This is a genomic window from Enterobacter sp. LM3 (assembly GCF_046622475.1).
Lineage (GTDB): Bacteria > Pseudomonadota > Gammaproteobacteria > Enterobacterales > Enterobacteriaceae > Enterobacter > Enterobacter cloacae_P.
In genome coordinates, this window is sequence record NZ_JBJURN010000002.1 from 245,289 (window position 1) to 261,073 (window position 15,785).

General features: G+C 45.0%; 16 protein-coding genes. 7 read left to right on the forward strand and 9 right to left on the reverse strand.

Annotated elements, in window-relative coordinates; genetic code table 11:
* The first annotated feature begins 2 nt into the window (after window positions 1-2).
* Genes hisC through hisIE form a run of 6 tightly spaced genes read left to right on the forward strand, consistent with a single transcriptional unit; the run spans window position 3 to window position 4,812 of the window.
* On the forward strand, window positions 3-1,058 hold the full coding sequence (hisC, locus tag ACJ9N4_RS03300) for a histidinol-phosphate transaminase (RefSeq protein ID WP_411500234.1): 1,056 nt from the start codon (window positions 3-5) through the stop codon (window positions 1,056-1,058).
* Entirely contained in the window at window positions 1,055-2,122 is a 1,068-nt protein-coding gene (hisB, locus tag ACJ9N4_RS03305) for a bifunctional histidinol-phosphatase/imidazoleglycerol-phosphate dehydratase HisB (RefSeq protein ID WP_395123043.1), read from the forward strand. The genes hisC and hisB overlap by 4 nt, the downstream gene beginning before the upstream one ends.
* On the forward strand, window positions 2,122-2,712 hold the full coding sequence (hisH, locus tag ACJ9N4_RS03310) for an imidazole glycerol phosphate synthase subunit HisH (protein WP_182271951.1): 591 nt from the start codon (window positions 2,122-2,124) through the stop codon (window positions 2,710-2,712). The genes hisB and hisH overlap by 1 nt, the downstream gene beginning before the upstream one ends.
* Entirely contained in the window at window positions 2,712-3,449 is a 738-nt protein-coding gene (hisA, locus tag ACJ9N4_RS03315) for a 1-(5-phosphoribosyl)-5-[(5-phosphoribosylamino)methylideneamino]imidazole-4-carboxamide isomerase (RefSeq protein WP_182918641.1), read from the forward strand. Before hisH ends, hisA begins: the two co-directional genes overlap by 1 nt.
* A complete protein-coding gene (hisF, locus tag ACJ9N4_RS03320; protein ID WP_182271953.1) occupies window positions 3,431-4,207 on the forward strand; it encodes an imidazole glycerol phosphate synthase subunit HisF in 777 nt (258 codons plus the stop codon). The genes hisA and hisF overlap by 19 nt, the downstream gene beginning before the upstream one ends.
* On the forward strand, window positions 4,201-4,812 hold the full coding sequence (gene hisIE, locus ACJ9N4_RS03325; protein ID WP_411500235.1) for a bifunctional phosphoribosyl-AMP cyclohydrolase/phosphoribosyl-ATP diphosphatase HisIE: 612 nt from the start codon (window positions 4,201-4,203) through the stop codon (window positions 4,810-4,812). The genes hisF and hisIE overlap by 7 nt, the downstream gene beginning before the upstream one ends.
* Before the next feature lie 47 nt (window positions 4,813-4,859).
* Here hisIE and wzzB read toward each other — a convergent pair whose 3' ends face one another.
* Window positions 4,860-5,840: an LPS O-antigen chain length determinant protein WzzB gene (gene wzzB, locus ACJ9N4_RS03330; protein ID WP_411500236.1), complete on the reverse strand. Its 981-nt coding sequence runs from the start codon at window positions 5,838-5,840 to the stop codon at window positions 4,860-4,862.
* A gap of 192 nt (window positions 5,841-6,032) precedes the next feature.
* Between wzzB and ACJ9N4_RS03335 the strand changes: the two genes are divergently transcribed.
* Window positions 6,033-7,037, forward strand: a complete 1,005-nt coding sequence (locus ACJ9N4_RS03335) for an NAD-dependent epimerase (protein WP_182271956.1) — start codon at window positions 6,033-6,035, stop codon at window positions 7,035-7,037.
* A 53-nt stretch (window positions 7,038-7,090) separates the two neighbouring features.
* On the opposite strand, the gene ugd is transcribed toward ACJ9N4_RS03335, so the two are convergent.
* The 8 genes from ugd to ACJ9N4_RS03375 all read right to left on the reverse strand — a co-directional run bounded on the left by ugd (window position 7,091) and on the right by ACJ9N4_RS03375 (window position 15,785).
* Window positions 7,091-8,257 (reverse strand): UDP-glucose 6-dehydrogenase, encoded by a 1,167-nt coding sequence (ugd, locus tag ACJ9N4_RS03340; RefSeq protein ID WP_182271957.1) that lies wholly within the window; start codon window positions 8,255-8,257, stop codon window positions 7,091-7,093.
* Between the two features lie 226 nt (window positions 8,258-8,483).
* Window positions 8,484-9,890, reverse strand: a complete 1,407-nt coding sequence (gene gndA, locus ACJ9N4_RS03345; RefSeq protein ID WP_182918644.1) for an NADP-dependent phosphogluconate dehydrogenase — start codon at window positions 9,888-9,890, stop codon at window positions 8,484-8,486.
* A 180-nt stretch (window positions 9,891-10,070) separates the two neighbouring features.
* Window positions 10,071-10,898 (reverse strand): glycosyltransferase, encoded by an 828-nt coding sequence (locus ACJ9N4_RS03350; protein WP_411500237.1) that lies wholly within the window; start codon window positions 10,896-10,898, stop codon window positions 10,071-10,073.
* On the reverse strand, window positions 10,891-11,679 hold the full coding sequence (locus ACJ9N4_RS03355; protein ID WP_411500238.1) for a hypothetical protein: 789 nt from the start codon (window positions 11,677-11,679) through the stop codon (window positions 10,891-10,893). Before ACJ9N4_RS03355 ends, ACJ9N4_RS03350 begins: the two co-directional genes overlap by 8 nt.
* A 2-nt stretch (window positions 11,680-11,681) precedes the next feature.
* Complete coding sequence (locus ACJ9N4_RS03360; RefSeq protein ID WP_411500239.1) at window positions 11,682-12,350, reverse strand: haloacid dehalogenase-like hydrolase; 669 nt, start codon at window positions 12,348-12,350, stop codon at window positions 11,682-11,684.
* The gene (locus tag ACJ9N4_RS03365) at window positions 12,350-13,228 is read right to left on the reverse strand and encodes a glycosyltransferase family 2 protein (protein WP_411500240.1); all 879 of its coding nucleotides are present in this window, start codon (window positions 13,226-13,228) and stop codon (window positions 12,350-12,352) included. The genes ACJ9N4_RS03360 and ACJ9N4_RS03365 overlap by 1 nt, the downstream gene beginning before the upstream one ends.
* Window positions 13,212-14,528 carry an oligosaccharide repeat unit polymerase gene (locus ACJ9N4_RS03370; RefSeq protein ID WP_411500241.1) on the reverse strand — a complete coding sequence of 439 codons (1,317 nt, stop codon included), beginning with the start codon at window positions 14,526-14,528 and terminating at the stop codon, window positions 13,212-13,214. Before ACJ9N4_RS03370 ends, ACJ9N4_RS03365 begins: the two co-directional genes overlap by 17 nt.
* A complete protein-coding gene (locus ACJ9N4_RS03375; protein WP_411500242.1) occupies window positions 14,529-15,785 on the reverse strand; it encodes an O-antigen translocase in 1,257 nt (418 codons plus the stop codon). It lies immediately after the preceding gene.

Sequence of the window (15,785 nt, forward strand, 5' to 3'; positions counted from 1 at the left end):
ACATTGAAGAATTAGCCCGCGAAAATGTCCGTCGACTGACTCCTTATCAGTCTGCTCGTCGCCTGGGGGGGAAAGGTGATGTCTGGCTGAATGCCAACGAATTCCCGACGGCAGTGCAATTTGAGCTGTCACAGCAAACGCTGAACCGTTATCCGGAATGTCAGCCAAAAGCCGTGATTGAAAACTACGCGCAATACGCGGGCGTGAAGCCTGAGCAGGTACTGGTCAGCCGTGGGGCCGATGAAGGGATTGAGCTGTTGATCCGTGCCTTCTGCGAGCCGGGTAAAGATGCAGTCATGTACTGCCAGCCAACCTACGGGATGTATGGCGTCAGCGCTGAAACCTTTGGTGTGACGTGCCGCAACATACTGTCGCTGGACGACTGGCAGCTCGATCTCCAGAGCATCGCCGATAATCTCGACGGCGTGAGAGTGGTGTTTGTCTGCAGCCCAAATAACCCAACCGGACAGATTATCAAGGCGCAGGATATCCGCACCTTGCTGGAGATGACTCGCGGTAAAGCGCTGGTTGTGGCTGACGAAGCCTATATTGAGTTCTGCCCGCAGGCCACGCTGGCAGGCTGGCTCGCAGAGTACCCACACCTGGTGGTACTGCGTACCTTATCAAAAGCGTTTGCCCTCGCAGGCCTGCGCTGCGGGTTTACGCTGGCAAATCAAGAGGTCATCGACCTGCTGCTGAAAGTGATCGCCCCGTATCCACTCTCTACACCGGTAGCCGATATCGCTGCACAGGCGCTGGCTCCGCAGGGCATCGACGCCATGCGCGAACGCGTGGCGCAGATCCTGGAAGAGCGTCAGTATCTGGTGAGCGCCCTGAAAGCGATCCCCTGCGTTGAGCAGGTATTCGACTCTGAAACCAACTACATCCTGGTGCGCTTTACCGCGTCCAGCGCCGTGTTTAAATCTTTGTGGGATCAGGGCATTATCTTACGAGACCAAAATAAACAACCATCCTTAAGCGGCTGCTTGCGTATTACCGTGGGCACCCGTGCAGAGAGCCAGCGTGTTATTGACGCCCTGAAAGCGGAGAAAGTATGAGTCAGAAGTATCTCTTTATCGATCGTGACGGCACTATTATTGCCGAACCACCAACCGACTTTCAGGTCGATCGTTTCGACAAACTGGCTTTTGAACCCGACGTGATCCCGGTACTGCTCAGGTTGCAGAAGGCCGGGTTTAAACTGGTGATGATCACCAACCAGGACGGACTGGGCACGGACAGCTTCCCGCAGGTGGATTTTGACGGCCCGCATAACCTGATGATGCAGGTACTCTCCTCTCAGGGAGTGATGTTTGATGAGGTGCTGATCTGTCCACACATGCCAGCCGATGAGTGCGACTGTCGTAAACCGAAAGTGAAGATGGTTGAGCGTTATCTGGCGGAAGAGCTGCTTGATAAAGCGAATAGCTATGTCATCGGCGACCGCGCTACCGACATTACGCTTGCCGAAAACATGGGAATTCCCGGCCTGCGCTACAACCGCACCGACCTTAACTGGGCGAAGATTGGCGAGCAGTTAACCAAACGTGACCGTTACTCGCACGTTGAACGCAACACCAAAGAGACACAAATCGACGTTAAGGTCTGGCTGGATCGCGAAGGTGGCAGCAAAATCCACACCGGCGTTGGCTTCTTTGATCACATGCTGGATCAGATTGCCACCCACGGCGGCTTCCGCATGGACATTACCGTCAAAGGTGACCTCTATATTGACGATCACCATACCGTGGAAGATACCGGTCTGGCGCTGGGAGAAGCACTGAAGCTGGCCCTGGGCGACAAGCGCGGCATCAACCGTTTTGGTTTTGTCCTGCCGATGGATGAGTGTCTGGCACGCTGCGCGATGGATATCTCTGGCCGTCCGCACCTGGAATACAAGGCAGATTTCACCTACCAGCGCGTCGGCGATCTGAGTACCGAAATGGTTGAGCACTTCTTCCGTTCCCTGTCTTACACCATGGGCCTGACGCTGCACCTGAAAACCAAAGGCAAGAACGACCACCACCGCGTGGAGAGTCTGTTCAAAGCCTTTGGCCGTACTCTGCGCCAGGCGATCCGTGTGGAAGGTGACGCCCTGCCCTCATCGAAAGGAGTGCTGTAATGAATGTGGTGATTCTGGATACCGGATGCGCCAACCTGAACTCCGTGAAGTCGGCCATTACACGCCATGGCTATGCGCCAGCGGTGAGCCGTGACCCGGATGTGGTGCTGCGTGCAGACAAGCTCTTCTTACCCGGCGTGGGTACCGCGCAGGCGGCGATGGATCAGATCCACGCGCGCGGGTTGGTTGATCTCATCAAAGCCTGTACCCAACCGGTGCTTGGCATTTGCTTAGGGATGCAGTTACTGGGCCGCCGCAGTGAAGAGACCAACGGCGTCGACCTGCTCGGGATTATTGACGAAGACGTGCCCAAAATGGCCGATCACGGTCTTCCTCTGCCCCACATGGGCTGGAACCGCGTTTACGCAAAAGCGGGCGACAGGCTGTTTCGCGGTATCGAAGACGGGGCTTATTTTTACTTCGTCCACAGCTATGCCATGCCGGTCAACCCATACACTATTGCGCAGTGCAACTACGGCGAACCTTTCACCGCTGCGGTACAAAAAGACAATTTCTTCGGCGTGCAGTTTCACCCGGAACGCTCAGGTGCCGCAGGCGCTCAGCTGCTGAAAAACTTCCTGGAGATGTGATGATTATTCCCGCTTTAGATTTAATTGACGGCACGGTTGTTCGTCTCCATCAGGGTGATTACGGCCAGCAGCGCGACTACGGTAACGATCCGCTGCCACGCCTGCAGGATTATGCCGCACAGGGTGCACAGGTGTTGCACCTGGTTGATTTGACCGGAGCGAAAGACCCGGCAAAACGCCAGATCCCACTGCTCAAAAAACTGGTGGCTGGCGTGGAGGTTCCCGTGCAGGTTGGTGGTGGTGTGCGTACTGAAGAGGATGTCGCAGCCCTTCTGGATGCAGGGGTTGCGCGCGTCGTGGTTGGTTCTACCGCCGTCAAAGACCCTGAAAGGGTGAAAGGCTGGTTCCGCCGCTTTGGTGCTGATGCGCTGGTGCTGGCGCTGGATGTCCGCATCGACGAACAGGGTAATAAGCAGGTTGCCGTCAGCGGCTGGCAGGAGAATTCCGGCATCACGCTGGAAGCGCTGGTTGATCTTTATCTGCCCGTTGGCCTGAAGCACGTACTGTGTACGGATATCTCCCGCGACGGGACGCTGGCCGGCTCTAATGTCTCGCTGTATGAAGAGGTCTGCGCGCGTTATCCGCAGGTGGCATTCCAGTCGTCCGGCGGAATTGGCGACTTAGCCGATATCACTGCGCTGCGCGGTACTGGCGTGCAAGGTGTGATCGTAGGGCGTGCCTTACTGGAAGAAAAATTTACTGTGACGGAGGCGATTCAATGCTGGCAAAACGGATAATCCCTTGTCTGGACGTACGTGACGGCCAGGTGGTGAAAGGCGTGCAGTTCCGCAACCACGAGATCATTGGTGACATTGTCCCTCTGGCAAAACGCTATGCCGATGAAGGTGCAGACGAGCTGGTGTTTTACGATATCACCGCCTCCAGCGACGGCCGCGTAGTGGATAAAAGCTGGGTGTCACGCGTGGCAGAGGTTATTGATATTCCGTTCTGTGTGGCGGGCGGGATTAAATCAGCGGAAGACGCGGCCCAAATTCTCTCTTTCGGTGCCGACAAGATTTCCATTAACTCCCCTGCGCTGGCAGACCCGACGTTAATCACCCGTCTTGCTGACCGCTTCGGTGTACAGTGTATTGTCGTGGGGATCGACACCTGGTACGACGCCGAAACCGGCAAGTACCACGTCAACCAGTACACTGGCGATGAGAGCCGGACGCGTATGACCCAATGGGAGACGCTGGACTGGGTGCAGGAAGTACAAAAACGTGGCGCGGGTGAAATCGTGCTAAATATGATGAACCAGGACGGCGTGCGTAACGGTTATGACCTGGAGCAACTGAAGAAAGTACGCGCGGTTTGCCACGTACCGCTGATTGCCTCCGGTGGAGCAGGAACGATGGAGCACTTCCTGGACGCTTTCCGAGATGCGAACGTTGACGGTGCGCTGGCGGCCTCCGTGTTCCACAAACAGATTATTAATATTGGCGAGTTAAAAACGTACCTGGCCGGCCAGGGCGTGGAGATCAGGGTATGTTAACAGAGCAACAACAGGCACAACTGGACTGGGAAAAAACTGACGGATTACTGCCAGTGGTTGTCCAACATGCCGTTTCAGGCGAAGTGTTGATGCTGGGGTATATGAACCAGGAGGCGCTGACGAAAACCCTCGACAGCGGCAAAGTCACCTTTTACTCGCGCACTAAGCAGCGCTTGTGGACGAAAGGGGAAACCTCTGGCCATTTCCTGAACGTGGTCAGCATTACGCCAGACTGCGATAACGATACCCTGCTGGTGCTGGCGAACCCCATTGGCCCAACCTGCCATAAGGGCACCAGCAGTTGCTTCGGCGAAGCAAGCCATCAGTGGCTGTTCCTGTATCAACTGGAACAGTTACTGGCTGAGCGTAAAACAGCTGACCCGGCAAGTTCCTATACGGCTAAGCTGTATGCGAGTGGTACCAAGCGTATTGCGCAGAAAGTTGGGGAAGAAGGTGTTGAAACGGCGCTGGCTGCAACCGTGCACGACCGGGAAGAGCTGACTAACGAAGCGTCAGATTTGATATATCACCTGCTGGTGCTGTTGCAGGATCAGGATCTGGATTTAACGACAGTGGTTGAGAATTTGCGTAAGCGTCATAAATGAAAAAAGACCGGGGAAACCCGGTCTTTTTTTGTCTGCAGGTCTGCAACTCAGTCTTTTAGCTTGTAGCTTCGCAGCGCATGGCGTCCCAGTACCACACCGGAACCAATAATCCCACCGAGCAGCACCGCCAGAATAAGTGTAATGACCTTTTTCGGGCTATCACGACGAATTGGCAAATCCGGCTTCATCACATAACGATAGACATGAATCGTCTCTGGCTTAACGTTCAGATTCTGAATATCAAGCAGGTTTTGCTTAGTCTGGTAATACGCAGGAGAGAAGACCAGCGGACGAGATGATTCGTTATCAATCATCGATTTCAGCGCTTCACTCCCCAACAGGAACATGGTTTCCTGGGTCACATCCTGCGTTTGCTGCATTTGCGGTGAAGTGATTTTCGCCGCTTCAGCGTTTTTAAGTGATTCAGTAATTTGTTTGATACGCAGATCCTTCTGCTCCTGGGCCACTTTCGTCTGGTTTTCCAGAGAGTCGTTCAGGGTGCGGATCTGTTGCTTGATGTTGTCCTTAAGGTCAACATCAAGTTCTTTAGCCGTTTGCTCATCAACCTGCTGAATGTACTGTGCCAGTTGCTTTTGAGCTGCCTCTGCGGATACGCTGGTATAGGAAACACTTAACGGTAGTGCCTGTCCAGTTACTATTGGCCCTATAGTCAGTTTTTCAGGAACTTCCTGGTTTTCAAGCGCTTGTGATAACGCAGAGAAAGAGGAGTTGAAGCGGCCAATAACCCGCGTTTGAATATCGAGCATTGAGGGGGCAGCGCTACCGTAGAGGATGTTCAACGCATTGGAATACGTTGCAATTTGAGCCACATCAGGCTGAGCAATAATCGCGGTCGAGGTCCATTTTTCTTTCGCGACTGATAAATACCCAACAGCAAGAACGATGAAAACGACAACAAACGTTGCTATCGTCCCCTTCCCACGCCACAGTTGCAGCACTAAATCAAGTAAATCAATTTGCTCCGGGTCATTGCTTCGATTGACCAGGCTATTGTTGTTCTGCGTCATACAATCCCTAACAGATAAAAAGGGCAAAAATAGTTATGTGTGCATAGTGTATCTCGTCCTGGCGATTTTTCTATAAGAATCCGATGAGTCATATCAGAAAGATGGGTTATGTAACTGGCATCCATCGCGCTATCATAGACCTAATCTGATGCGCTATGGCATCTGTAAGAACATGTGTTAATGAGGGAAGATATGAAGTTTCTGGTTACTGGTGCAGCAGGTTTTATCGGCGCGAATGTCAGCAAGCGACTCCTTGATGCCGGTCATCAGGTCATTGGCATTGATAATCTCAATGACTACTATGATGTCAGCCTCAAGCTGGCGCGCCTGGACCTGCTCAAATCCGACAATTTCATTTTCCACAAGCTGGATTTGGCAGACCGTGAAGGAATGGCCGCGTTGTTCTCTGATGAGAAATTTGACCGCGTGATCCATTTGGCCGCGCAGGCGGGCGTACGCTACTCCCTGGAAAACCCATATGCCTATGCCGATGCCAACCTGATTGGTCATCTTAACGTGCTGGAAGGCTGCCGCCATAACAAGGTTCAACACCTTCTGTACGCGTCCTCCAGCTCCGTTTACGGGCTCAATCGCAAGATGCCATTCTCTACCGATGACTCCGTCGATCATCCGGTTTCGCTCTATGCGGCAACCAAAAAAGCCAACGAGCTGATGTCGCATACCTATTCGCATCTGTACAACCTGCCCACTACTGGCCTGCGCTTCTTTACCGTGTATGGCCCGTGGGGACGCCCGGACATGGCGTTGTTTAAATTCACTAAAGCGATGATTGAAGGCAAAAGCATTGACGTCTACAACTACGGCAAGATGAAACGCGACTTCACCTACATTGATGACATCGCCGAAGCCATTCTCCGCCTGCAGGATGTTATTCCTCAGGCCGATGCTAACTGGACGGTTGAAACCGGTTCACCAGCAAGCAGTTCTGCACCATATCGAATTTACAACGTCGGTAACAGCAGCCCTGTTGAGCTGATGGATTACATTACTGCCCTGGAAGATGCCCTGGGTAAAAAAGCAGACAAAAATATGATGCCGATCCAGCCGGGTGACGTACTGGACACCAGCGCCGATACCCAGCCACTCTATGACGTGGTCGGCTTCAAACCGCAAACCTCAGTCAAAGATGGGGTGAAGAACTTTGTGGACTGGTATCGTAATTTCTACAAGGTTTAAACCAAAAAAAACCCGGCAGCTAGCCGGGTTTTTTGTACGTATCAGACAGAGGATCAATCACTACCGAACAGATCGCGGGTATAAACTTTATCCGCCACATCCGCCAGCTCTTCAGCCATACGGTTAGAGATGATCACATCCGATTCTTTCTTAAAGGCGTCCAGATCACGCATAACACGAGAATGGAAGAACTCGTCTTCCTGCATTGCAGGTTCATAAATAACAACCTGAACGCCTTTCGCCTTAATACGTTTCATGATCCCTTGAATTGAAGAGGCGCGGAAGTTATCGGAACCACTCTTCATGATCAGGCGATACACACCCACCACTTTCGGCTGGCGAGCAAGGATAGAGTCGGAGATAAAATCTTTACGTGTACGGTTGGCGTCAACAATCGCCGAGATCAGGTTGTTTGGAACGGCCTGATAGTTGGCCAACAGTTGCTTGGTATCTTTTGGCAGGCAGTAGCCACCGTAACCAAACGACGGGTTGTTGTAGTGGTTACCGATACGTGGGTCGAGGCACACACCCTCAATGATCTGACGAGTATTCAGCCCCAGGCTCTCTGCATAGCTGTCCAGCTCGTTGAAGTAAGCCACGCGCATTGCAAGATAGGTGTTCGCGAAGAGCTTAATCGCTTCGGCTTCGGTAGAGTCGGTAAACAGCACCGAAATATCTTTCTTAATTGCCCCTTCCTGCAGCAGCGCAGCAAAACGCTCCGCACGCTCAGAGCGCTCGCCAATTACGATACGGGAAGGATGCAGGTTATCGTATAACGCCCTGCCCTCACGCAGAAACTCTGGCGAGAAGAAGACATTATCAATACCCAGCTTTTCTTTGATGGATTTGGTGAAGCCCACCGGAATGGTCGACTTGATAACCATCACTGCGTTCGGGTTAATCGCCGTAACGTCTTTGATGACCGCTTCAACGCTGGAAGTGTTGAAGTAGTTAGTTTTTGGGTCGTAATCGGTTGGCGTCGCGATGATGACATAATCCGCATTGCGGTAGGCATCTTCTTTGTCCGTGGTGGCACGGAAATTCAGCGGCTTGTTCGCCAGATACTCCTGGATCTCTTTATCCACAATCGGGGATTGCTTTTTGTTAAGCATATCCACTTTGGCCTGCACAATATCAAGCGCAACGACCTCGTGGTTCTGTGCAATCAGAATGCCGTTTGATAGACCAACATAACCTGTTCCGGAGATTGTTATTTTCATTCGCTAATGACTTCTGTGGGTTAACTGTACAGATGGCCGCCTGACCATCGCGAAAAACATAACTGTTGGGCTTTGTACCTCCTGGCCGACAGAACTGTCAAGGCAAACCAGGAGGAATCCCTGCCAGTGGACTGACATTCAGACTACTTCGAAGGACAACCACAAATTTTAGTGTAAAAAAAACCCGGAGATCATCTCCGGGTCTTGATTACAGTGGGGAGTTAACTCATTCCATCCACTCAGTATGGAACACACCTTCTTTATCTGTGCGCTTGTAAGTGTGCGCACCGAAGTAGTCACGCTGCGCCTGGATCAGGTTGGCAGGCAAGACGGCAGCACGATAGCTGTCGTAGTACGCCACTGCGGCGGAGAAGGTTGGAACCGGAATACCGTTCTGTACAGCGTAGGCAACAACGTCACGCAGCGCCTGCTGGTATTCGTCAGCAATTTTCTTGAAATACGGTGCCAGCAGCAGATTCGCGATGCCCGCATTTTCAGCGTAAGCATCTGTGATTTTCTGCAGGAACTGAGCACGAATGATGCAACCTGCGCGGAAGATCTTCGCGATTTCGCCGTAGTTCAGATCCCAGTTGTTCTCGTCTGATGCTGCGCGCAGCTGAGAGAAACCTTGCGCATAGGAGACGATTTTACCCAGATACAACGCACGACGGACCTTCTCAACGAATTCCGTTTTGTCCCCAGCGGATTTAGCTTGCGGGCCAGACAGCACTTTAGATGCGGCAACGCGCTGCTCTTTCAGAGAGGAGATATAGCGTGCGAATACGGATTCGGTGATCAGAGACAGTGGTTCACCCAGGTCCAGAGAACTCTGACTGGTCCACTTACCGGTACCCTTGTTCGCTGCTTCATCCAGAATCACATCAACCAGATATTTACCTTCTTCATCTTTCTTAGTGAAGATATCTTTGGTGATGTCAATCAGGTAGCTGTTCAGTTCACCTTTGTTCCACTCAGTAAAGGTTTCAGCCAGCTCTTCATTGGACAGATTCAGGCCGCCTTTCAGCAGGGAGTATGCTTCTGCGATCAGCTGCATATCGCCGTATTCGATACCGTTGTGAACCATCTTCACATAGTGACCTGCACCGTCCGCACCGATATAGGTTACGCACGGCTCACCATCTTCAGCCACAGCTGCGATTTTGGTCAGGATAGGCGCAACCAGTTCGTATGCATCTTTCTGACCGCCAGGCATAATGGATGGGCCTTTCAGTGCACCCTCTTCACCACCGGATACGCCGGTACCGATGAAGTTGAAGCCTTCAGCAGACAGTTCACGGTTACGACGGATGGTGTCCTGGAAGAAGGTGTTGCCACCGTCAATGATGATATCGCCTTTTTCCAGATAAGGTTTCAGGGAGTCAATGGCAGCATCTGTACCTGCGCCCGCTTTCACCATTAACAGGATACGACGAGGCGTTTCCAGAGACTCAACGAACTCTTTCACCGTATAGAAAGGAACCAGTTTCTTGCCAGGATTCTCGGCAATCACTTCTTCAGTCTTATCACGGGAGCGGTTGAAAACGGAGACGGTATAACCACGGCTTTCGATGTTGAGCGCCAGGTTGCGCCCCATCACTGCCATACCGACAACGCCGATCTGTTGCTTGGACATTACATACTCCTGTCAGGTGTGGTCACCGCGACTTATGCGCGGCTAAAATGTGCTGTTGATGTTAACTCAGTATTGTTTAGCTTGGTAGCATCGTCATTTAAGATAACAAACAAACGCTGCTAAACAGCAAGTTTCGTTCATATAGCCAGAGATACTTTTTACGGATAATGCCCGATATGTTTAATTCTTAGCCCTTGAAATATTATAAAGCATTGAGAGCATTGTTTTAGGGAGTAGACGAGGAACAGAACGCATCAAGAAAACGCATATCCCGGGGATGAAAGACTGAAATCCAAGCTTTTTCTTAAGCATAAAAAGCTCCCACTCGCTTTTAATATATTTAATCCCCTTCCTTCTCCCCACCATCCCATTGCCAACACGAGCTTTAACGAGCGAGCTATCGACATTCTCTACTTTATATCCTTTAGCAATAACTCTAAGCCAAAGGTTATAATCCTCCATAAGGAAGTGGTGTTGATAACCGCCAAGCGATAAAATTTTATTTTTTCTAAAAACCACAGTCATATGATTGAATGGGTTTTTTATCTTACAACTCTCACGAATTTCAGCCTGAGATAATGGAACTTTCCTAACTGATTTAATTGTATTCTCGCACACTTCAAATTCATCAATTCCAGATCCTAACAATATAAGGTCTTTATCACTAAAGAAAAGAGGTATTTGTTTCTGAAAACGTTCAGGGAGGCAAATGTCATCCGAATCCATTCGGGCAACAATATCAAATGAACAGTGTGCAAGACCTTTATTTAAAGCATTACCTAACCCAACATTTACTGGCAGCCTGACTATATTGACATTTAATTTTTCAGACCATTTTAATACAACATTTTCCAGGTCTGCATTAAGTGGGCCATCAAAAACACAAACAATTTCCGTCGGCAATAATGATTGATTTGCAAGGCTTGCAAAACATGAGTCAAGATAAACTGGATCTTCTTTGTAGTATAAAGACATTAATACGCTAAATGATCCTGAAGTATCATTCATTAAGATTTACCTGCGCAGATAAGAGCCTAAAGATCATATAGTAAAATGCATAGCACGAAAAAGCATAGAATACATAATCACCAAAGACATAACAACAAGAAAGTCCCGTAGCAAGCAAAATGAAATAATAGACATATCGCCCACTTTTTTTATTGGTCAGGAAAAAACCTTTAAAAAAATCAAAATTAAATCTACTCTCAGCACATCTTTCAAGTGTATTTATAAGAGGAAATAATAAAATCATAAAAATGATAATATAGGAATCATTCAGTCCTGTAAACAACAATACTGGCGAACAATATCTTAAAGTAACCAATATAAAATGCAATGGTATATTTAATCTACTTCTGACTGAGTTATATAGTGCATATGCTGGAATTATTGCCCAACTTGACAGCAAAAAGACCAATGTTTTCTCATAAAAGGAGAGCGCAAGGGTTATTATCAATGCAACAAGAAAACGAAAACAATAAATATTATATTTATTATTTTCATAAAATTGTAATTGCTGATAATCAAGTCTCAATGTTGGCGAAATTTCTTTTTTTATTGTTTCTGCATCATTATATATATATCCAATCTCATATAGGTTATAGACCAAAAGGATACCCAAGAGAGACTTGAATAAATTAATATAATTAAATTCTGGAGACACAAACAAAAAAGACAAAGAAACAGGAACCACATAAATTATAATCCATGAGGAAAGTCTTGCGATTGTCCGAAACCTAGTTTGCTTAGAATACCAGAATGGAAGATAAAAGATATTATAGTCTTTCACAATCACTCGCTCTTAATCAGATCAATAAGCCCATCATAGTTGATAAGTCTAATATTATTATCAATAAATGCTTTTTCATTCTTCAAGTTCGGAACACCGAAACCATAGCTGCACGATTTCAATATTTTAATATCTTGAATATTATCACTGATAAAACAATAAGCATTATTGTTTTGCTCAACATCATCAAAAATTTTATTCTTATTAAAAAGGAGATCAAGGGTGATACGCCCCTGACAGTTGCCGTCTTTGTATGCAAGTTTACTGCTGTAGCAATTAATCGCATAATGCGATGCGACAACCTCGACAATGAAATCTAAGGAAGCAGAAATAATTGTTACCGGAATATGCTTACTTTTAGCACATTGCATAACATCAACAAGCTCCTTATTCTCTATGAAAATGCCATTGACTAGCATCCATTTCACATGTTCTCTAAGAAAATCTATGCTGTATCCATTTAAAAAGCGAATCGCAATTCTTCGATTTAGATCTATTTTAGCTGAAAACAATAATTTAAATATTACCCTCATAAAAAATGAGGTGCTGAGTTTTCTGTAAAACCAATAGCGATTATTTTTGTGGTGGCTAAAGAAGGAATCCAGGAACATGAACGTTGTGTTGCCTTTGATTAAGGTATCACACAAATCAACGTATACATGCTTAAACATTACTTTCTCCAATCAAAAAGTAGCCTGGCAAGGCCGACATATAAATATTTAGACTTAATACTTAATATAACTTTAGGCAGAAGTTTTAACGCATCTTTCTTGGAAGTCGAACCAAAATTAGAGAAATGTTCGAGATAGATAAAATGAAGTGCTTTTTCATAAAAGGCTTCATCTTTGTAATCATTTAAGATTTTTATTTTTTCTAGCATCATCATTTTGTAACGAGTATGAGTGTTATTATCATGAACTCGATACATTGTCAGGAGGTAAGGAATAGTAATAAACTTATAACCTGCATTGAGGAGTTTAAAATATAGCCAGATATCTTCAATTCTGATCTCTTTTGGGAAATTTATTGAGTCATTTTTAAAAACATCTGCTCTATATAATTGCGTTGGGGAATATAAACATATCCTATTCGTCAGTATATCGTTGAGTGTCCACCATTTAAAATCGACCATAGGTAGCAAACCACGCTTGTTGATTGAGCCATCGCTATTGATTCTTATCATATTACCAAAGCAAGCAATGGCCTCAGGTTCGTTTCTTAACGCATTAACTTGTAATTCAATTCGGTTCGATACCATAATATCATCACTAGCAAAGAAACTTACAAACTCTCCACTAGCATATTTTAAACCTTCATTAATCCCGCCTGTAATACCCGTATTATTTTCAAGATAAATTACTTTTACGTTATCCACATCTTTGTATTTTTTTAATATCTCAGGAGTGGTATCCGAAGAGTTATTATCGACGATAATAAGTTCAATATCCTTATAAGTCTGACATAATATACTTTCGATTGCACTTTCTATAAACTGGTCATGATTATAAGATATTATAATGATAGAGACCCTATCACTCTGGTACTGCATGCTTTCTTCTCCTGTCGAGAATTGACAATAGCAAATAGATAATAAAAACTAAAATCAGCTGTGTATTAAACAGCATTGCATTAAAACTACTGAGAACGGTTGTTACGGACACAACGTAAAAACTATAAAAACTCATTGTTAATAAAGTTTTTTCTTTTGCTCTAAAATAGATGCATAACAAACTATTTACTATTCCACCATACATACTTCCGAGAACAATACCCATGTAACCGAAATTAGAAAAAGTCTCATGTGCAAAAAAACCATTTACATTCCAACCACCATTCGCCACCATACTTGGCAAATATTGGTTCATGAATATCTCTGATGCCCTGGCTGTTGGAGTGATATTTAGTATTTTATTAAAAACAGTATCCATACTGGATAAACCCAATGTGTTATGGGAAGAAAAGTAATCTGCCGCATAAAACACCGCTGCCTCTTGAGCTATAAATAACCTCTCAACAAGAATATAAAGAAGGTAGTCAGAATTATCAAATTGGAAAAGAACAACATACATTACTAATATCAAAGAGAATATTGACAATGAGGAAAGCAAATAAATTTTTTTACTAATTTTCCTTACGGATGAATATGATACCAAAAGCCCCAAAAAATAAAAAACCAGAGGTGCTTTCTCTCCGTTTATAGTCAATGTTAATATTGAAATAAAAGTAATGAAAATAAAAAGTAGAAACTGTTTTTTGAATCTTAAATATGAAATAAAACAATAATATGAAAGAATTATAGGTATAACACCTGCTAATGTTTTGAAATATCCAATTCCCGAATAATTTTTTGTCACTTCTAATCGACGTATAGCGATTTGATCCGCAGAAGCTCCCTGGAAGGCCATAAACAATGGCGCTGGATAAATTGATATTATGTAATATACAACTAATGCACAAGATAATATAAAGAGTGTTAGTGTTACCTTACGACTGCTCATCATCATAGCGCGGGAATAATAATTTTCCCAGCGAACGACTCCTGAACGCTGCCCGGAACATAATGAACACAAGACTTCAGCAATAAAAGCAGAAAGAAAGAATATAAAGAAAGAAATAGTAGTGATAAATAAACCAAGACTTTTTGCCTCAGTATTATTTGCGATTGGCTCTATAAAAAATGAATCATCCATGGTACCAGAATGTATTATAAATGATCCAATAACACAGAATAGCAACATAGACCAGTAAAGAACACAATAATAGTTGAGCCTTTTAAAATGAAATACACCCAAGTAGTACCCAGGAATAAAACTCAGCATTATTATAAGGAAATTTAGAGCAAACTCCATCTAGGATGCCTTTTTATATATGGACTGATAAAAGAAAATTGATGTGAATATCAGATATATAAAGTACGTTGCAGCATATGCCAAAGAAAGATAATGCCATGACATAAAATAAACAATTATGATCGTTGATACTGCAAGGACAATCGCTGATAAGATTTCACATGCTATAAAGACCTTCCATTTTTCTTTCGTCAATAGTGCAAAAGAGAAAATCCAGCTAAAAACTTTGAAAAAATCCCCAACCATCTGCCAACCAAACAGCGGCGACATGTTAATAAATGAAGGAGTAAAGAGTATATTTATGATATAAAATTTTAAATAAAAAACACAAAAACACCCAATAGCTGTAACTGGCACTAACAATTTAGATATATTGACTAGCTCGTGCTTATATTTCCTTTTCTCATGTGTTTCAGATAGTTTTGGCAAGTAATATAGGGTTAGTGTAGTTGTTGCTAACATAATATTTATTGCACTTATTCGGTTAATGGCTTCCCAATAACCGGATACTTCCCAGGAAATATTAGTACCTATAAAGTTTCTAAGAAACATCTGAGTTAAAGGAACAGCTAAAGATGAGAACAAAGCCATAAAAGCAAATCGACTAAGTCCTTTGACAATAGACTTGTTTAAATTTCCCGCAAAAAAACGAACCTTGAACCATTTTTGTTTAATAAAATATGAGAAGGTTATTATAAAATTTAATGATTGATTTATTGTTAATGCTATCAAGGCACCTTTCAGGCCCATTGTAAATGCAAAAAGCCCAGTCACTACTAGAACTAATATACTACTTGATATATTAAGCAATACATAAGCTTTTATTTCCTTCATCCCATTTAGAATAGCCATTAAATAGCTATTCAACATCATAAACACAAATGAGGTAGCAAGCCAGTATGAAAGATTATTATCTATTTTGTCATTAAAAAAAATAGTATTTATATCTTTAAAAAAGATCAAAATAATGATTGAAACAAACAAGCTAGAAACAATACTGACAGTTCCAGCAGTTTTCCAAACACCTATTAATTCCTTTTCCTCATTTACATTTTGAGTTGTATATTTTGTAATGCCATTTGCAATTGAGCCTGCGGAAAATGTAGCAAGTGTTTGAACAAAACTCTGATACTGACCTATTATGGCATAACCACCAGGACCGACATAAATAGCTAGGACTTTGTTAAGTCCTAGCATAGTCAGCATTTTAATTATTACAGAGATCCCATTATAAAAACTGACTTTAATTAAATTCAT

What these genes read in the sequence shown, in the direction of transcription:
- hisB (WP_395123043.1), top strand. Translation starts at nt 1,055, where the DNA reads ATGAGTCAGAAGTATCTCTTTATCGATCGTGACGGCACTATTATTGCC.
- hisH (WP_182271951.1), top strand. Translation starts at nt 2,122, where the DNA reads ATGAATGTGGTGATTCTGGATACCGGATGCGCCAACCTGAACTCCGTG.
- hisA (WP_182918641.1), top strand. Translation starts at nt 2,712, where the DNA reads ATGATTATTCCCGCTTTAGATTTAATTGACGGCACGGTTGTTCGTCTC.
- hisF (WP_182271953.1), top strand. Translation starts at nt 3,431, where the DNA reads ATGCTGGCAAAACGGATAATCCCTTGTCTGGACGTACGTGACGGCCAG.
- hisIE (WP_411500235.1), top strand. Translation starts at nt 4,201, where the DNA reads ATGTTAACAGAGCAACAACAGGCACAACTGGACTGGGAAAAAACTGAC.
- wzzB (WP_411500236.1), bottom strand. Translation starts at nt 5,840, where the DNA reads ATGACGCAGAACAACAATAGCCTGGTCAATCGAAGCAATGACCCGGAG.
- ACJ9N4_RS03335 (WP_182271956.1), top strand. Translation starts at nt 6,033, where the DNA reads ATGAAGTTTCTGGTTACTGGTGCAGCAGGTTTTATCGGCGCGAATGTC.
- ugd (WP_182271957.1), bottom strand. Translation starts at nt 8,257, where the DNA reads ATGAAAATAACAATCTCCGGAACAGGTTATGTTGGTCTATCAAACGGC.
- gndA (WP_182918644.1), bottom strand. Translation starts at nt 9,890, where the DNA reads ATGTCCAAGCAACAGATCGGCGTTGTCGGTATGGCAGTGATGGGGCGC.
- ACJ9N4_RS03350 (WP_411500237.1), bottom strand. Translation starts at nt 10,898, where the DNA reads ATGAATGATACTTCAGGATCATTTAGCGTATTAATGTCTTTATACTAC.
- ACJ9N4_RS03360 (WP_411500239.1), bottom strand. Translation starts at nt 12,350, where the DNA reads ATGTTTAAGCATGTATACGTTGATTTGTGTGATACCTTAATCAAAGGC.
- ACJ9N4_RS03365 (WP_411500240.1), bottom strand. Translation starts at nt 13,228, where the DNA reads ATGCAGTACCAGAGTGATAGGGTCTCTATCATTATAATATCTTATAAT.
- ACJ9N4_RS03370 (WP_411500241.1), bottom strand. Translation starts at nt 14,528, where the DNA reads ATGGAGTTTGCTCTAAATTTCCTTATAATAATGCTGAGTTTTATTCCT.
- ACJ9N4_RS03375 (WP_411500242.1), bottom strand. Translation starts at nt 15,785, where the DNA reads ATGAATTTAATTAAAGTCAGTTTTTATAATGGGATCTCTGTAATAATT.